The sequence below is a fragment of the Paenibacillus sp. BAC0078 genome (assembly GCF_054483875.1).
In genome coordinates this window covers 156,027-173,798 of sequence record NZ_JBTLRW010000001.1, presented here as the reverse complement: position 1 = coordinate 173,798, position 17,772 = coordinate 156,027, and the positions used below count along the sequence as shown (strand labels likewise).

Annotated in this window: 9 protein-coding genes; 8 read left to right on the top strand and 1 reads right to left on the bottom strand. The window is 50.1% G+C overall.

Annotation, left to right across the window (positions count from 1 at the left end):
- The first annotated feature begins 119 nt into the window (after nucleotides 1-119).
- The gene (locus ACX1DY_RS00690) at nucleotides 120-1,067 is read left to right on the top strand and encodes an alpha/beta fold hydrolase (protein WP_458962282.1); all 948 of its coding nucleotides are present in this window, start codon (nucleotides 120-122) and stop codon (nucleotides 1,065-1,067) included.
- Nucleotides 1,068-1,177: 110 nt separating this feature from the next.
- On the opposite strand, the gene ACX1DY_RS00685 is transcribed toward ACX1DY_RS00690, so the two are convergent.
- On the bottom strand, nucleotides 1,178-2,311 hold the full coding sequence (locus tag ACX1DY_RS00685) for an acyl-CoA dehydrogenase family protein (protein WP_458962281.1): 1,134 nt from the start codon (nucleotides 2,309-2,311) through the stop codon (nucleotides 1,178-1,180).
- A gap of 233 nt (nucleotides 2,312-2,544) precedes the next feature.
- On the opposite strand from ACX1DY_RS00685, the gene ACX1DY_RS00680 reads away from it, so the two are divergent.
- The 7 genes from ACX1DY_RS00680 to ACX1DY_RS00650 all read left to right on the top strand — a co-directional run bounded on the left by ACX1DY_RS00680 (nucleotide 2,545) and on the right by ACX1DY_RS00650 (nucleotide 17,755).
- The gene (locus tag ACX1DY_RS00680) at nucleotides 2,545-3,390 is read left to right on the top strand and encodes a 3-hydroxyacyl-CoA dehydrogenase family protein (protein ID WP_458962280.1); all 846 of its coding nucleotides are present in this window, start codon (nucleotides 2,545-2,547) and stop codon (nucleotides 3,388-3,390) included.
- Between the two features lie 40 nt (nucleotides 3,391-3,430).
- On the top strand, nucleotides 3,431-3,667 hold the full coding sequence (locus tag ACX1DY_RS00675; RefSeq protein ID WP_076114511.1) for an acyl carrier protein: 237 nt from the start codon (nucleotides 3,431-3,433) through the stop codon (nucleotides 3,665-3,667).
- Nucleotides 3,668-3,700: 33 nt separating this feature from the next.
- Nucleotides 3,701-4,780: an HAD-IIIC family phosphatase gene (locus ACX1DY_RS00670; protein WP_458962279.1), complete on the top strand. Its 1,080-nt coding sequence runs from the start codon at nucleotides 3,701-3,703 to the stop codon at nucleotides 4,778-4,780.
- 12 nt (nucleotides 4,781-4,792) lie between these two features.
- Nucleotides 4,793-5,749 carry an ACP S-malonyltransferase gene (gene fabD, locus ACX1DY_RS00665; protein ID WP_458962278.1) on the top strand — a complete coding sequence of 319 codons (957 nt, stop codon included), beginning with the start codon at nucleotides 4,793-4,795 and terminating at the stop codon, nucleotides 5,747-5,749.
- A 24-nt stretch (nucleotides 5,750-5,773) separates the two neighbouring features.
- Complete coding sequence (locus tag ACX1DY_RS00660; RefSeq protein ID WP_458962277.1) at nucleotides 5,774-6,742, top strand: 2,3-diaminopropionate biosynthesis protein SbnB; 969 nt, start codon at nucleotides 5,774-5,776, stop codon at nucleotides 6,740-6,742.
- A 16-nt stretch (nucleotides 6,743-6,758) separates the two neighbouring features.
- The gene (locus tag ACX1DY_RS00655; protein WP_458962276.1) at nucleotides 6,759-9,209 is read left to right on the top strand and encodes a penicillin acylase family protein; all 2,451 of its coding nucleotides are present in this window, start codon (nucleotides 6,759-6,761) and stop codon (nucleotides 9,207-9,209) included.
- A gap of 80 nt (nucleotides 9,210-9,289) precedes the next feature.
- Complete coding sequence (locus ACX1DY_RS00650; protein WP_458962275.1) at nucleotides 9,290-17,755, top strand: amino acid adenylation domain-containing protein; 8,466 nt, start codon at nucleotides 9,290-9,292, stop codon at nucleotides 17,753-17,755.
- The last annotated feature ends 17 nt before the right edge of the window (nucleotides 17,756-17,772 follow it).

Genomic DNA, 17,772 nt, shown 5'->3' with positions numbered 1-17,772 from the left:
CATCTTCGTCCTATAAGCTTTCATTAACAGCTATTTAACTCAGATTAATAGACAGATGAGGATAGGAGAAGATGAGAGTGGAACAAAGAGAGGTAATGAACATTAGGAAGGGTACTAGAATGAAGAAACTGTTCACCATTTTACTTAAAACCATAGGAGTTGCAGCAATAGCGATAGTGCTGTTTTTTGCTATTGTTTTTATAGTTAATGTGATCAGTAACAAATCAGAGCAAGGGAAAATACATTCCTATGGCCAGTTAGTGCCTGTAGACGGGAAGAACATGAATGTTCTGATCCAAGGAAAAGGAGATGAGACAGTTGTGCTGCTTCCAGGTCTTGGTACAGGAGCGCCAGCACTTGATTTTAAGCCGCTAGTAGAGGAGTTATCTCCGTTTTACCGGGTAGTCGTAATTGAACCTTTTGGGTATGGATTAAGTGATGGAACCGGCAAAGAACGAAGCACTGAGAATATCGTTAGTGAAATTCATGAAGCTTTACAGCGGCTCAAGATTGACCGTTACACTCTAATGGGTCATTCGATTGCGGGCATTTACGGACTGGCTTATGTGAATAAATATCCAAACGAAGTGAGTGCATTTGTCGGGATCGACAGCAGTGTTCCAACGCAAGGTGGGGCGGATGAAGAAACTCCAATCCAGTCGCTTGAGTTTCTCGAAAAATCAGGTCTCATAAGATTGCTCAAGAAAATAGGCGGCGACCCCTATGCCGGACTGCCTTATGATGATGAAACCAAAGATCAGATGAGAATGATTTCGAATAAGAACTCGAATGATGCCACTGTTTTGAATGAAATGAAAAATATTAGTGCTAATTTCAAAGCAGCCAAAAACCTAACATTCCCCAAAAATCTTCCGGTTCTTTTGTTCGTACTGGCGAATGATCCAGAAGTTAAAGATTGGATACCACTGCATGAAGAGCAAATAAAGAATTCTGTGCATGGAAAAATGATAACCCTAGAAGGAGCGCATTATTTACACCATACCAGATCAAAAGAAATCGCTGAGGACTTCCGGGAATTTATGAAAGACGTGCAGGAAGTGAAATAAGTGCAATTAATAACCGTCCTTAGGGGCGGTTTTTTTGAAATAAAGAACGTATTAGCTTTAAAGTCCCGCAATCTAAAATCGTGGATTGCGGGACGTTTGCGTCGAACAAACTAAATTGTCCGGAATCCGTTCATTGCAATTAAGACTTCATGCATCTGTGATGTTCCTTCTATGATTTCATTGATTCTGGCATCTCTAAAATATCGTTCAATGGGATAATCCCGGCTGCAGCCGTTGGCTCCGTGAATTTGAACAGCATCGCTGGCAATTTTGTTGACCATGCTTGCTGAATAATATTTAGCGGCCCATGTCTCCATAATGGTATCGGGATCGCCAATGTCCTTCAAATTGCCTGCCTGAAAGCACATAAGTCTTGCAGCTTTAATACTTACAATCATTTCCGTGATCATCTTCTGGATGAGCTGGTATTCTCTTAGAGGTCTTCCGAATTGCTTTCTCTTTCTAGCGTAATGAACACTTGCTTCCAGACATGCTTGTGCCGTACCGACAGCCCCCCAGGCTACCGTATATCTTCCATAGTCTAAACAGGTTAGAGCTATGTGCGACAGCCCTGTACCCGGCGCCCCTATAATGCTGTCAGCCGGAATCCGGCAGTCCTCCAAGGTGAGTTCTGCAATCATGGAAGCCCGGCAGCCGAGCAGCCCCTTCATTGGTTTGATTGTCAGATTCGGATTGTCCCTCTCGACCAGGAAAGCCGTAGGTTTTCCATTCAGCTGGGCCATGATAATAAAGACATCGGCGATCTGTCCCATCGTAATCCATTTTTTCACCCCATTCAGGATGTATGAATCTTCATGTAAAATAGCGGATGTACTCACGCTTTTGGCATCGCTGCCTACAAGAGGTTCTGTCAGACCAAATGCCCCGATCTTACTGCCGCTGGCCAGCTTAGGAAGCCAGTAATCCTTCTGTGTCTCAGTTCCCCATCTCAGAATACCCAATGCGACCATTCCATGAACGGTTAACAGACTGCGAACTGAGGCACATCCTCTGCCAATCTCTTCGTTAAGCAGCCCGGTTTCCACCATATTAAGCATTGTTCCGCCATATTGCTGTGGAATCATAGAACCCAGGTAGCCTGATTGTTTCATGTATTCAAGAACCTCATCCGTCAGTTTTTCGTCTTCATCGTGCTGCTGTGCATAAGGGGCTATTTTTTCGTCGGCAAAACATCTGAATTGTTTTTGTAATTCGATTTGTTCTTCAGTTAAACGAAAATCCATCTTATCAGACCGCCTTATCCATATGGTATTTTGTTGTAATAATAATATATTATTACAAATACGTCGTTGATAAAAGATGTTTTGTATATTTATGCAGATTTTTAATAGACAAATGGATATTTTTGCCTTACTATTGTTTTGTGAATTAGGATCTACTTACTATAATAGTTTAACTATTGGAAATAAAACATTATGTGCCATATATCATAAAATATAGATGGGGTGTGCGGACAATGAAGAAAGTCGGCGTTATCGGAGCAGGTGTCATGGGGGTTGGGGTCGCACAGAATCTGGCCCAATCCGGATTTAATGTGCGACTGGTAGATGTTAACGAGGATATTTTGGCACATGCGAAAAGAGAGATATATAACAATGCAAGAATGCACCAGTTCTATACGCGGGGGAAGGAATCGTTTGATCCAGACGAGGTGTTAAGCCGCATCGAAAGCGATCTCCATATGGAAGTTCTCAGTGACTGCGACTTTGTTATCGAGAACGTAACGGAAAAATGGGAGATTAAAAAGGAAATATATCCGGCTCTGGACAAGATTTGCCCTGAATCCGCGGTTTTTGCAGTCAACACCTCATGTATATCCATTACAAAGATTGGTGCGCTTACCCGGCGCCCCGACCGTATCCTGGGCATTCATTTCATGAATCCCGTACCCTTAAAATCCACCGTGGAGGCCATCCGGGGCGCTTATACTTCACAGGAAACGATTAATTATGCAGCCGGCATCCTAGCGGGAATGGGCAAGAAGTACATATTAGTTAACGATATGCCGGGGTTTGTATCGAACCGGGTATTGATGCTGACGATCAATGAAGCGATCTGGACTGTACAGGATCAGGTTGCCCCGCCAGAGGATGTCGATCGTATTTTCAAAGAATGCTTCGGCCATACAAGCGGACCGCTCGAGACAGGTGATCTCATCGGCCTGGATACCATACTGTATTCACTTGAAGTGTTGTACGAATCGTACCAGGACCCGAAGTTCAGAGCCTGCCCTCTCTTGCGCCAGATGGTATCGGCGGGAAAATGCGGACGCAAATCCGGTCAGGGCTTCTATCAATATTAATCCCCATATATGCAAAAAAACAAAAAAAGGAGAATGGCTAATGTCAGATATTAAATCGGATGTTCGTGCATTTTTGTCCCGCTATGTGAAGAATCAGGATATTCAGGATGATGAGGATATCTTCAGCTCCGGTGCTGTTAACTCCCTGTTCGCAATGCAGCTCATTATGTATCTGGAATCCCGCTTCAGCATCCGCATTACGAATCAGGAGATGAATCCCGATAATTTCAAATCTATCAATTCCATTGAACAGACAGTTAACCGGCTGCTTGCTTAGCGGGCAAGATCATAGGGAAAGGGTGTTTGGGGATTGAACTTGCATGGGAATCATACCGGGGATAACGTACAGCAGACCCTCGAGGAAGTCAAAGTTAAATGCGTCGTATGGGATTTGGATCATACCCTTTGGGAAGGGATTTTACTTGAGGACAAGCAGGTGAGCTTGAAGGAAGGCGTTCTGGAGGTCATTCAGGGGCTGGATGAAAGGGGAATTCTGCTGTCTATTGCCAGCAGGAACGATGCCAGCCAAGCGATGCTGAAGCTGAAGGAGCTGGGTATCCATAGCTACTTCCTGCACCCGCAAATATCCTGGGAGCCAAAATCAGAATCGGTTAAACGTATAGCTGCTCTGATCAACATCAATCCGAACACCATTGCCTTTATTGATGATCAGCCCTTTGAAAGAGACGAGGTCCGTTATTCGCTGCCTGAAGTAAGATGCATTGCCGCTGAAGACGTTTCGTCAATCCTGGACAGGCCTGATATGAACCCCAGATTCATTACCGAAGATTCCAGGATGCGCCGGAGCCTGTATAGGAGCGATATTGAAAGAAAAGAAGATGAAGAACGTTTTTCGGGTACCACAGAGGAGTTTCTTGCTACCTTAGATATGGTTTTTGGCCTTTACCCGGCCAGCGAGGGAGATTTGCAGCGGGCTGAGGAGCTGACCGTAAGAACCCATCAGCTGAATGCTACAGGCTATACCTATTCTTATCAGGAATTGGATGAGTTCCGGCAATCGGATCTGCACCGGCTTTGGGTAGCGGAGCTGGAAGATAGATATGGAACCTACGGGAAAATAGGACTTGCCCTCGTTGAATGCTCAGAGGATATATGGACGCTCAAACTGCTGCTCATGTCCTGCAGAGTAATGTCCCGCGGCGTGGGGTCCGTCATGCTGAATTTTGTGATGCGCGAAGCCCGCAAGGCGGGATGTAGGCTGAGAGCGGAATTTGTTGAAAATCCGTGGAACCGGATGATGTATGTTACATACAAATTTGCCGGCTTCCAAGAGATCGGAGAGAACGGAAATACGGTGCTGCTTGAACATGATCTGTCTGCTATTCAGCCTTTTCCGCATTACATAAAGATGAAAACCAGCAAAGAATAGGAGAGAGCAACCATGGAGAAGCTTGCTTTTATTTTTCCCGGTCAGGGGTCACAGTACATTGGAATGGGACAGGCGCTTGCCCGGGAGTATTCAGTAGTCCGGCGGACCTTCGAAGAAGCAGGCGATCTTTTGGGATACGATCTTGCCAGGATTTGCTTCGAAGGCAGTTATAGTGAGTTGTCAGATTCTTCAATCGTTCAACCAGCTCTTCTAACAACGAGTATCAGTGCTTATCGAGTCTATATGCAGGAGATCGGAATTCAGCCCAATTATACAGCAGGACACAGTCTGGGTGAGTACGCTGCACTTACAGTCAGCGGAGCAATTACGTTCAAGGATGCCTTACAGCTGGTACACCGGCGTGGTGAGCTCACTCAACGTCATATTGAGTCGGGAATTGGCCGAATGACGATAGTAGATGGCGTAGCTTTGGAAAAGGTAGAGATTGAGTGCAGCTCCGCTGATCCATCAGGCTCCAGGGTTAGCGTCAGCTGCCAGAATGCCCCGGAGCAGACCGCCCTGTCGGGCGAGAATCAGACAATGGACTTGGTTGAGATGAGCCTGAGAAATATGGGAGCAACAATAACCCCTTTATTTCGCAGCGCTCCTTTTCATCATCCTTTAATGGCCGGAGTCTCTGAACAATTTGCCGAATCTCTTCAATCAATTCAATTCTCCCGCCTTCGCTGGCCTGTCATTTCCAATGTGACCGGACAGCCTTACCCGGATGAAGAATCGGCAGCTGACCTGCTGAAACGGCAGATTACTCATCCGGTTAGGTGGATTGATACGATGAGCTTTCTTAGCCAGCAGAACGTTAGCCTGACAGTCGAATTTGGCCCCAAAACCGTATTGAGCAGTTTGGTAAAAGCCAATATCCCAAGTGGAATAACTTCGTTCGGTTTGGATACGGCTTCGGATCGGCAGACCCTTATTCAATATTTGAGCCTGCAGAGCAGCTTCATATAACCAATCTATGTCTAGGAGGTCCTTATGCTATACCTTAATACGGATGATCTGAACCGAATCGGATTACATTGGAAGGATACGGTTCGTGAAATTGAGAAGGCAACAGAATGCTTGCATACAGGTGATTTCTCCCAGCCGGTCAAACCCTATGTGCGTTTTAAAGACCCAGCCAACCGCATTATTGCGATGCCCGCCTTTGTCGGCGGACCTTTTTCGCTGGCCGGAATCAAATGGATTGCCAGCTTCCCGAACAATATCAATCAGGGGATACAGCGTGCTCATTCGGTTACTGTCCTGAACGACGCTTCGTCCGGGAAGCCGGTCTCCATCATAAACAGCGGTCTGATCAGCGGGATTAGAACCGCATCGGTCTCCGGTTTGGTTATACAGAAGTTTTTGCAGGCCCAAAAGAAATCTCATCTGACCGCAGGAATTATCGGATTCGGCCCTATCGGACAGCTCCACCTGAAAATGATCGCTGCGCTTTTTCCCGAAGAAATAGAGCGGGTACTTCTCTATGACCTGCGCGGAGTGGATGCAGAAGATATCGAAATTTCTATCCGGGACCGCGTTACCATCTGTGATCACTGGGAAGAGGTTTACGGGCAATCGGATATTTTTATGACATGCACGGTATCTAAACACCGGTATATCGACCGAAAGCCCAAAGACGGAGCTTTACTGCTCAATGTGTCTCTGCGGGATTTCACCGCGGACATTTACGAATACACCCGGCAAATCGCTGTTGACGACTGGGATGAGGTATGCCGGGAAAACACGGACATCGAGATGCTGCATAAGCTTAAGAATCTGCAAAAAGAAGGTACCTTCTCCATCCGGGATATCGTTATCAATGGCGCTTTGGAACACTTATCCACTGCTGAAGCCGTGATGTTCAATCCGATGGGGATGGCGGTATTTGATATCGCAGTGGGTTCCTATTTTTATCGAATGGCCGCTGAGCTTGGAGCTGGAATTGAGCTTGAAGAGTAGGTAAAGGAGGCTCCATATGATTTCTTGGGATCTGCTCAACAATATTATGGCTGCTTCGTTTACCCGGGCAGGGATCGGGTATCTCACCCGTTCAAAAGTTCAAACCAAAGGCAGTCTGATCATACCCGGATTAACGTACGAATCCCGGGTATACCGGGACCAAAGAGGCGTACCGCATATCGAAGCGGAGACTGAAGAGGATCTGTATCAGGTGCAGGGCTACATCACGGCACAGGACCGTTTGTGGCAAATGGACATGATGCGCCGGCTTGCCGGAGGAGAACTGGCTGAAATTATCGGCAGCGCCCAGTTAAGCAGCGACAAGCTTTTCCGGACGCTTCAGCTGCGGCAGTCCGCCGAACGTTCCCTTGCTGCCTACTCTGAGAAGACACGCAAGATCATGGATAGCTATTGCAAGGGGGTTAACGCCTACATCCAACAGGCGACGGGGAAGGGAAAGCTGCCTTTGGAATTCAAGCTGCTGCGGTACCGGCCGGCTCCCTGGCATCCGATAGACTGCCTCATGATCCTCAAGCTGATGTCGTATGACATGAGTGAGAACTGGCGGGCCGAGACTTATCGTTATCAGCTGGCTAAAAAAGCCGGACTCCACTTATGCACCCAATTGTTCCCCGTATATCCGCCGGACGGGTTTGTCACGGTTAAGTCAAACTCTCAATCCACCGGAGGCGGTAAAGAATGCAGCAGAAGCCCAGTGCAGCCTTCCATTAATCCCCTCCTTGATCTTGAAGAGCTCCTCGCAGCGACAACAGAGCTACCGGACGAAACAGCCGGGTCCAACGCCTGGGTATTATCGGGGAGACATACGAAATCAGGCTATCCGATTTTGGCCAATGATCCGCACATTAACCACAGTAATCCTTCCCTTTGGTATCAATCACACCTAATGATCATTAAAGACGGGGAGACCCGTAAAAATGTGATCGGGGTAAGCATACCGGGTGTGCCTGGCATCACGCTGGGCCATAACGAGCACATCGCCTGGGGAGTAACGAACACAAAGATTGATACACAGGATTTGTATATAGAAAAAATAAATCCTAAAGACAAATACAAGTATGAATATGACGAACGCTGGTTAGATGCCGAAGTATACCGCGAAAGAATAAAGGTCAAGGGAGAGCCTGATACAGAGCTTGAGGTCCTGGTTACGCATCATGGTCCCATTTTATGCGGCGTACTCGGGATGGATGAAGAGCTTGAAGACGATTCGGAAGCATTGGCCCTGTCATGGCCGGCTCATCTGCCTACCACAGAGCTGGAAGCCGTGCTGGCTTTCAATGATGCCAAAGATTGGAAAGAGTTCAGAACCGCGCTGAGGCAGTATCAGACTCCGGTGCTGACCTTCATGTTCGCGTCAAAGGATGACATTGCTGCCAAGGTAGCGGGACTTGTGCCGATCCGGCAGAACCATGACGGCCTGCTGCCCGTTCCGGGATGGAAGAAAGCATATGAACCGACCGGCTATATTCCGTTTGATGAACTTCCAGAGTCAGTGAATCCGCAAGAAGGTATGATTATCAGCGCTAACAACAAATTAGCTGACGAAGAAAGCTATCCATACTTCCTGTCATACGCCTGGGCTCCTCCTTACCGGGCAAACCGTATTTACGAGCTGCTCTCCGGAATGTCGGAGATAAGGGCCGAGGAGATGATGAAGCTGCAGGTTGACTTCATGAATCCGCAGGCCGATTTGCTTTTGCCCATTCTGCTTCCGAGGCTCCGGCTGCACACAAAGCTTGCTCCTGCTGAACAGTCGGCTTTAGATATCCTGGAGCATTGGAACCGGAAGGACGAAGCGGATCAGGCCGCACCGCTTATTTTTTATAAATGGATGGATGAATTGGGAAGGACCATCTTCGAGCCTGTTATGGGAAAGGTGCTCTTCACCCGGATGTTTGATAAGGTCAATGTTCTCGACCGGATGATTATTGAAGCGGATAAGGGAGTTGAAAATGATTGGTTCATTCGTGCCGGAGGATGGGCCGAAGTCATTGTAAAGAGCTACCGGCAAGCGATCCAGGAGTGTGTCCAACTGCAGGGTAATACTCCCGGCACTTGGACCTGGGGTACATATCACCGCATCGGTCCCGTGCATCCCTTCGGCTCAGCCGTAAAAGGGCTGGGAGGGTTGCTGAATACCAAAATGCGCCCCATCGGGGGCAGCAACATATCGGTGGGAGCGATGGTTCCGAACGCTACTGGTGCCGTATACTGGTCTGCATCCTGGCGGACGGTGGTTGACCTGTCTGATCTGAAACGCTGCTCCTATGATATCCTGGCACCGGGTCAATCGGGTAATGTATGCAGCCCGCATTATGAGGATCAGGCACAGAATCATGCTGACGGACTGCAGTTCAATCAAAAGATGGACCCGGAAGAATATCGGCAGGGAACGCTGTTAACAATGCTCCCGCAAGTGGAAACGGCTACGCCGTCCTTATAAGGACGGTTCCGTTTCAGCGAGAAATATAAGATTCTTATATTTCAAGAAAAATGACATTCTTTGCTATGAGGTGAGTGACGATGTCCCATTTTTTAAGTTTGGTGGAATTGATCCGATGGAGAGCAGCCATGCAGCCGCATCGGCAGGCTCTGGGATTTATGGTGAACGGTCAGGAGCAGGAAATAACCTATGCCGAACTGGATAACCGCGCCCGCTCCATAGCTGCGGTTCTTCAGGAATTGAAGCTGGACGGGGAACGGGCGCTGCTGATGTATCCGCCCGGCCTAGAATATATAACGGCTTTTTTCGGGTGTTTGTATGCGGGAATTGTTGCAGTTCCGGTCTATCCGCCGAGGCTGAACCGCTCGTTGTCGCGGATTGAATCTATTGTAACCAATGCACAGGCTAAGCTTGCGCTAACGAGCGACAGGATCTATCAGAGCATCCAGAATCAATTAACCGGTTCATCCGAACTTCGGAAACTGAAATGGTTAACTTCGCTTGACTTACTCGAAGTGGGAGATGGAGCGTCCTGGAAGGAAAAGAATTTCGGAGTAGACAACCTGGTGTTCCTGCAATACACTTCGGGATCGACCTCCCAGCCCAAGGGTGTACGGTTGACTAACGGTAATTTGCTGCATAATGCGGGACGGATTACCCATTCCTTCGGCTTAACCGAAGAGACCAAGCTTGTGCTCTGGCTTCCGCCGTATCACGATATGGGATTGATAGGCGGCATTATATCTCCGTTGTATGCTGGACTGCCCTCTACGCTGATGGCGCCGGTGGACTTCCTGCAGAGTCCTTTCCAATGGCTGAAGATGATTTCCGACAAGAAGGCGACTGTAAGCGGAGGACCAAATTTCGCCTATGATCTATGTGTCGAGGCCGTAACCGAGGAGCAAATGGTAGGTCTGGATCTGACGAGCTGGCGGTTGGCCTTTAACGGAGCAGAACCAATCAGAGCAGAGACCTTAGAGCGGTTTAGGGACAAATTCTCGGCGTGCGGGTTCAAGCATGATGCCTATTTTCCTTGTTACGGACTGGCCGAATCGACGCTGATGGTTACTGGAGGAGAGCTCGGAAAAGGACCGTCAGTCTCTGCTTTTTCAAGAAAAGCATTGGGTGAGCATAAGGTAAGGACTCCGAAAGATCAGGAAGACCACATGATCCTGATTGGGTCAGGCCGAAGTATGGAAGGCCAGGACATACGTATTGTACGCCCGGATATGTCCGAAGTTTGTGATGCAGATGAGATCGGAGAGATCTGGGTTTCCAGCCCGAGCGTTGCGGAAGGTTATTGGAATAACCAGGAAGCCACCGAGCAGTGTTTCGGAAGAATGCTTCCAGACGATCCCCGCCTCTATTTGGCAACAGGGGACCTAGGATGTATACGGAATGGCGAGCTCTATATAACAGGCCGTAAAAAGGATCTGCTGATTATACACGGCATCAATTATTATCCTCAGGATATCGAAGCCTCAGCCGAACAAGCCCATCCGGCGCTTCGCATTGGCCACGGTGCGGTTTTTTCAGTTGAGGTGAACCGGCAGGAAATGCTGGTCATTGTACATGAGGTTGAACGCAAATACCGGAAAAGCTTGAATCCCGAAGAGGTCAGCGATGCCATTCGTTCCCGGATCGCGGAAGAGTATGGCCTGCAAACCTACGCCGTTATCCTCTTGAATCCAGGACGTATTCCCAAGACCTCAAGTGGTAAGATCCAGAGACATCTATGTAAAAAAGAGTTTCTGTCAGGAACCCTGGATATGCTCAGTAATAACTACATTTTAAGTGAACCGCCAACCACAGAGTCGCCCGATCAGCAGGAGCTGCTGCAGCTGCCGGTTGAAGAACGGGCTGTCCGCATCGGCCGCTACGTTCGGGGCTTGCTTGCGAATGCGCTGAATATTGATGAGTCCCGTCTTTCAAGGGAAGAGTCCATAGTGAACTGGGGATTGGACTCTCTCGCGGCTCTTGAATTGATTAACCGGGTTAACACAGACTTAGGCGTTTCCTTGTCGGTGGTGAATCTGCTTAACGGAACCAGCGTTCCCGATTTAACGCAAGACATTTGCAGGAAGATGGAGGAAGGCACCGCCGAACCTGCTTCTATTATTAATGAAGAGATAAGCTGGAACCGTCAGCTTTCTTATGGACAAAAAGCTTTGTGGTTCCTTCAGCAGTATGAGCCCGGGAACACCGCTTACAATCTGTCGTTCGCCTTTAAATCCTCTTCCGGGTTTCAAGAGGCCGCACTACAGCAGTCCTTTCAGTATCTCATCGAACGGCATGAATTGCTGCGGACCGTCTATCCTATGGAAGATAAGCAGCCAGTCGCCAGCACTCTTACTAACGCTATACTGGATTTTGAAATCATCGAGACAGCCGACCATGACGAACAGAAGCTGCGGTCTCTGCTGTCCAGTGAAGCACACAAGCCGTTTAAGCTGGAGCAGGAAGTGTTCCGCATACGGCTCATACGAACTTCGCAGGCAGGCGATATTCTGCTGCTATCCGTACATCATATCGCGGCGGACCTGTGGTCTCTTGTGCAGCTGATGGAGGAATGGGGACGGGTATACCCCGAATTGGTACGCGGCGAGCAAGTCCGGCTGCCGGAGTCTGCCGGGCGGTACAGATCCTTTGTTATGCAGCAGCAGCAGCTTCTGGACAGTCCGCGCGGACAAGAACTTGCTGCTTACTGGGAGGAACAGTTCTCCAAGCCTTATGAACAGCTTACATTGCCTTTGGATAAGCCAAGACCTAAAAATATGAGCTATAAAGGCTCCTGTTACGATTTTGAGATTGGACAGAAGTTGACGAAGGCGATCAAAGACCTGTCCAGGGCTCAGGGTGTAACCCTGTATGCCTTGCTTATGGCATCTTTTCAAGTACTGCTTCATCACTACAGCGGGCAATCAGAGATTTGTATTGGTACTCCGACTGCCGAGCGCCATGACACGAGAATGAAGGATACGGTCGGGTATTATGTTAATCCGGTTGTGATCCGCGGATCTGTAGAGGATAACCCTTCCTTCGTCCAATTTCTTAAGACCATCCAACAACAGGTGCTTGGCGCAATTCAGCATCAGGGCTATCCTTTTGCAAGGCTGCTCGAACAACTGCAGGTGACAAGGGACCCCGGGGTTTCTCCTTTGTTCCAGGTGATGTTTGTTCTGGAGAAGCCGCAGAAGCTGGAGCAGCTGTCCAGTATTATTCTTGGACGTTCCGGGGAGAAATTTGCCCTTGGGGATTTGCAGCTGGAATCCTTCGGACTGCAGCCGCAGACCGCCCAGTTCGACCTTACGCTTATGATCGTGGAGACGGAAGGAAGGCTCGGAGCCAGACTGGAGTACAATACGGATTTGTTCACAGCGGATACGGCCCAACAAATGGCAGAAGCATTCAAAGTTCTGCTCGGTGGGATTGCGGCCGATCCGGATTGTCCGGTGTCCCGTTTGCCTGTAATCCCGGCGGACGAACGGAGAAAGATCCTAACAGAATGGAACGCTACACAGTGTGAATACGAGCTGGACAAGCCCTTGATCCGGTGGATCGAAGAGCAGGCCGAACGGACCCCGGACGCGATGGCCCTCCGGTTCGAAGGCCGGGAGCTGACCTACAGCGAGCTGGACCGTCAAGCGGAACAGCTGGCTATACGGCTCCGCAGAATGGGCGCTGGTCCGGACCGGTTCGTGGGCATCAGCGTGGAACGCTCGCTGGAGATGATGGTCGGGCTGCTGGGCATCTTAAAGTCCGGGGCAGCCTATGTTCCGCTGGACCCGTCCTATCCCCGGGAGCGGCTGGCTTTCATGCTGCAGGACGCTGGAGTGCCAATCCTGCTGACCCAGTCCCATCTATCCGCAGGACTGCCGGAGCATGCTGCGCAGATCGTGCTTCTTGACGGGCCAGAGGCCGTACCACCGGAAGAGCTTGCGGAAGAGGAGCCGGTGAAGTCGGCTGCCGTACCCAAGGATGCAGTGTATATGATCTACACCTCGGGTTCGACCGGTACCCCAAAGGGTGTGATCAATATCCAGGAAGCAGTGGTGAACCGCCTGCTGTGGATGCAGGATACCTTCCGCCTCACGCCGGAGGACCGGGTGATGCAGAAGACACCGATCAGCTTCGACGTGTCGGTATGGGAGCTGTTCTGGCCGCTGATGACCGGAGCCGGCATAATCATCGCAGCGCCGGAAGGGCATAAGGACCCGGATTACCTCCTGCGGCTGATCCGCGAGGAACAGGTGACGACGCTGCATTTCGTGCCGTCGATGCTGCAAATGTTCGTGGAGCAGCCCGGGGTGGAGAATACCGCAAGCCTGAAGCGGGTGATCTGCAGCGGGGAAGCTCTGCCTTATGAACTGCAGGAGCGGTATTTCATGCGGGTCGGTGCAGAGCTGTGGAATCTGTACGGCCCGACGGAAGCAGCGATTGACGTAACCTTCTGGAAGTGCAGCCCGGGAACAGGGACGAACGCCGTGCCGATCGGATATCCGGTGGCGAATACGCAGATGTACGTGCTGAACCGGGAGCTGCAGCCGGTGCCGGCGGGTGTCACGGGAGATTTGTACATCGGGGGCGTGCAGCTGGCCCGGGGATATCATGGCCGGGCGGATTTGACGAACGAGCGGTTCCTGCCGGACCCATTCCGCAGAGACGCGGGCGCGCGAATATATAAGACGGGGGATTGGGCCAGATACGGGCCGGATGGAAGACTGGAATACGCCGGACGGAGCGATGACCAGATCAAGCTGCGGGGATTTCGGATCGAGCTGGGGGAAATTGAAGCGGCGATGCTGAAGCACCCCGAGGTACTGGAAAGTGCCGTTGTTGTGCGGGAGGACGGACGTGCCGGGAAACGGCTGATCGGGTACTGGACATCGAAGAAGCCGGGAAGTATGAGTGCTGCAGAGCTGAGGAGCTTCCTGAAAGAGGAGCTGCCGGAGTACATGGTTCCGGCGGCGTGGATGGAAGTGGAGGCGATGCCGCTGACACCGAGCGGAAAGACGGATCGCCGTCAGCTGCCGATGCCGCAGGAGAGCAGACCGGAACTTGCGACAGGTTATGTCCCGCCGTCAAATGAGGCAGAGCGCAAGCTGGCCGGCATTTGGCAGGATGTGCTGGGCGTAGACCGGGTAGGCGTTAACGATAACTTTTTCACCTTGGGCGGTCATTCCATTATGGCAACACAGCTGGCGTCCTGGATAAGGGAATCTTTAGGGACCGAGATCTCGCTGAAAGCGATTTTTGAGCATCCGACAATCAGCGAGTTGTCACGTTACCTTGAGCGGCACAGCCAACCTTCTGCTTATGGCGAATCCTCTGAGAAGCTAGAAGGATTTAATGAAGGAAATGCTGTTGACCGCGACGCAGATTATCCGCTTTCTTTTGCTCAGCAGCGGTTATGGTTCCTGAATCACTATATGGAAGATAAAGCGGCCTACAATATTCCCGGCGCACTAAGGTTCAAGGGAAGCTTGAACCTACAAGCGCTTCGCAGCAGCCTGAACGAGATCATCAATCGTCACGAAAGTCTTCGCTCTGCTTTTCATGAGTTAAGCGGTATTCCTTTTGTTCAAATACGAGAATTGGTATGTCTGGAGCTTGATCCGCTGCCTTGTCCATATGCCAAGGAGGACCGGGAATCTGCGATTCAGCGGCTGGCTGCGGAGGAGGCAAGCAGACCCTTTGAGCTGTCCAGCGATCCACTCATCCGGGCGTCTTTGTTCCGTTTAGACACGGAAGATCATCTGTTTCTAGTTACGATGCACCATATTGTCTCGGACGGCTGGTCCTTAGCGATATTTACGCAAGAATTGTCCAAGCTCTACAATGCCTATTTGCAGCATAAGACTTCACCGTTGACACCGCTTCAATACCAATATTCACATTATGTACGCTGGCAGCGCCGCTATTCGGCAGAACCGCAATGGACAAGTCAACTGAATTACTGGAAAAAGAAGCTGCGGAGTCTTAAGCCTGTCCTGATGCTTCCTGCCGATTTCCCGCGTCCCGAGCAACAGAGGTTTAGAGGAAGTGTGCAGCGGTTTGGGCTGGATGCTGGATTGCTAGAATCATTACAGGAGCTGGGGCGTTCTGAGGGAGCTACCCTGTTCATGACTCTTCTGGCGGCATTTAATATTTTGCTTGGCCGATATACGAATGAAGACGATATTGCAGTGGGGGTACCCGTCGCAGGCCGGAACCGGAAAGAGATAGAACCCATTATTGGCTTTTTTGCCAATACCCTGGTTCTGCGGACAGATCTGTCGGGGACACCTGACTTTAGACAGATGCTTCGCAAAGTCCGCGAGAGCTGCCTTGAAGCATACGATAATCAGGATGTTCCCTTCGAGAAGCTTGTGGAGATATTGCAGCCGGTACGGAATCCCATGTATTCCCCCTTGTTCCAGGTGATGTTCATTTTGCAGAATAACGAGCTTCCGGCTGTTAGGCTCGATCATATCATTACGGAGCCGGTCCAATATGACCAGGGCATTGCCAAGTTTGATTTAACGCTGACGTTCGAAGAAACAGCCAGCGGACTGGAAGGGAATTTCGAATATAACACTGATTTGTTTCGTCCGGATACGATAAACAGGATGGCGGGTTATTTCCAGGATCTGCTTCAGGCTGTAACAGAGCATCCAGACTGGAATATCCACACCTTGTCCATACCGCAAAAAGAAAATCCGCTGACAAGCGGAGAGCCGCAGTATGAAAAGGTACAGCCGTCAGCCGAAGGATTTATTGGGCTGTTTGAAGAGCAGGTACACCGGACACCGGATTCCGCAGCCATTGTATATGAAGGGCAGACGGTCTCCTATTCGGAATTGAACGGGCGTGCCGAGCTATTGGCTGTCAGGCTGCTGAAGGAAGGGATCGGGGAAGGTTGCCCCGTTGGTCTTTTTATGGAAAGATCGCCTGATTTTGCAGCGTCCTTCCTGGGGATATTGAAATCCGGAGCCTTCTGCGTCCCGATTGATGCTGAATGTTCAACTGAACGCATCAACGCGATAGCCGAAGACTCCGGTATGCAGCTGATTCTTACACAGCAGCATTTCAAAGAAAAGCTGCCGTCATTCCCGGGCCAAATCATCACCATTGACGATGCCAGGATAAACCGGACCGATTGCGGCATGGAAGACAGCCTGGAGTTTAACCTCAACCTGAAGCCTGAACAGCCGGCATGCCTGATCTACGCCTCCGGCAGCGGTTCAGCACCCCGGGGAGTTATTGTCACACATTCCTCCCTGGCTGTTCAAGCGAAACGGATGGAAGACTTGCTCAAGAAAGAGCTGACAGAAAAGCCTCTGCGGGCAGGATGGACCGGTTCTACTGAATCGGAGAGCCTTCTGATGCAGATGCAGTATCTTTTATATGGGCATACGCTGTATCCTGTCCGGCATGACATTCGTACAGAATCCGCCGAGATGCTAACTTTTGCAAGAAAACATGAAATCGAAGTATTTGCCTGTACGCCGCCTCAGCTGCGAATGCTGATCGGAGAGGGGCTGACACTTCAACGCCCAACCGCGCTGAAGACGATTTGTGTGATCGGTGAGCTACTGGACCAAACACTGTGGAGTCGCTTGGCGAAGAGCGAGGATATCCGTTTCTATCAAATCTTCGGCATGCCGGAGCAGGCGGGAGCAGCATTTGGATGCCGGATTGCAGATCACATTGAGCCTTGTCTGGGACAGCCTTTATATGATGTGAAGCCAGCCGTTCTGAACCGGTACAAGCAGCCAGTACCCTTAGGAGCAGCCGGAGAACTGTATTTTACCAAACCCGGTCCTGGGCCGCTGTATTGGAAAAACGCTGCTGTACATCATGCAGAAACGGGTTCACTGCAGGCTGAATGGTTCAGTTCCGGTGTTTGGGTCCGCAGACTGCCGGACGGTTCCATCCGCTACATAGGAACGATAGATGATGACGACGAATCCGAAGGTTTCCGCATGGAGAAAGAACCTGTTGAAGCTGTTTTGTATCGTCATCCTGCGGTCAGACAGGTGTGCCTGAAGAAAATTGACGCGGGTCCTGTCCCGGTGCTTGCAGTGTATCTGTCAGTTCACCAGGAGAGCGTAACGGCCTCCGAATTGAAAGAGTACATGCACATGAGGCTGCCGGGTCATTTGATCCCTCGTTATCTGGTTCTGCTTGACAACATTCCTTTAACCCATGGTGGCCAATATGACTTGACGAGCCTGCCTCATCCGGACACCACCAGCAACGCGGCTGAATGCAGCGCAGAACCAAGAAATGCGATTGATGAATTCATATTGAAATACTGGCGGGAGCTTCTTGGAGCACCTGATATGGGCATTCACGATCATTTCTTCGAATGGGGCGGCCATTCCCTGTTGGCTATGGAAGTGATATCTCAGGTCCGGGACGAGTTCGGCGTGCAACTTTCTGTTAAGACCTTGTTCGATTCACCTACCGTTGCCCGTTTGAGCAATGAAATCGAGCGTCTTCTCATCGAGGAAATCGAGAACATGGATGAAGAAGAAGCCCGCTTACTGCTGGAAGCCGAATAGGGACTAGATCGTAAAGG

Bases quoted from the DNA above. Each gene is read 5' to 3' on its own strand.
- ACX1DY_RS00690 (WP_458962282.1), top strand. From the start codon at position 120: ATGAAGAAACTGTTCACCATTTTACTTAAAACCATAGGAGTTGCAGCA.
- ACX1DY_RS00685 (WP_458962281.1), bottom strand. From the start codon at position 2,311: ATGGATTTTCGTTTAACTGAAGAACAAATCGAATTACAAAAACAATTC.
- ACX1DY_RS00680 (WP_458962280.1), top strand. From the start codon at position 2,545: ATGAAGAAAGTCGGCGTTATCGGAGCAGGTGTCATGGGGGTTGGGGTC.
- ACX1DY_RS00675 (WP_076114511.1), top strand. From the start codon at position 3,431: ATGTCAGATATTAAATCGGATGTTCGTGCATTTTTGTCCCGCTATGTG.
- fabD (WP_458962278.1), top strand. From the start codon at position 4,793: ATGGAGAAGCTTGCTTTTATTTTTCCCGGTCAGGGGTCACAGTACATT.
- ACX1DY_RS00660 (WP_458962277.1), top strand. From the start codon at position 5,774: ATGCTATACCTTAATACGGATGATCTGAACCGAATCGGATTACATTGG.
- ACX1DY_RS00655 (WP_458962276.1), top strand. From the start codon at position 6,759: ATGATTTCTTGGGATCTGCTCAACAATATTATGGCTGCTTCGTTTACC.
- ACX1DY_RS00650 (WP_458962275.1), top strand. From the start codon at position 9,290: ATGTCCCATTTTTTAAGTTTGGTGGAATTGATCCGATGGAGAGCAGCC.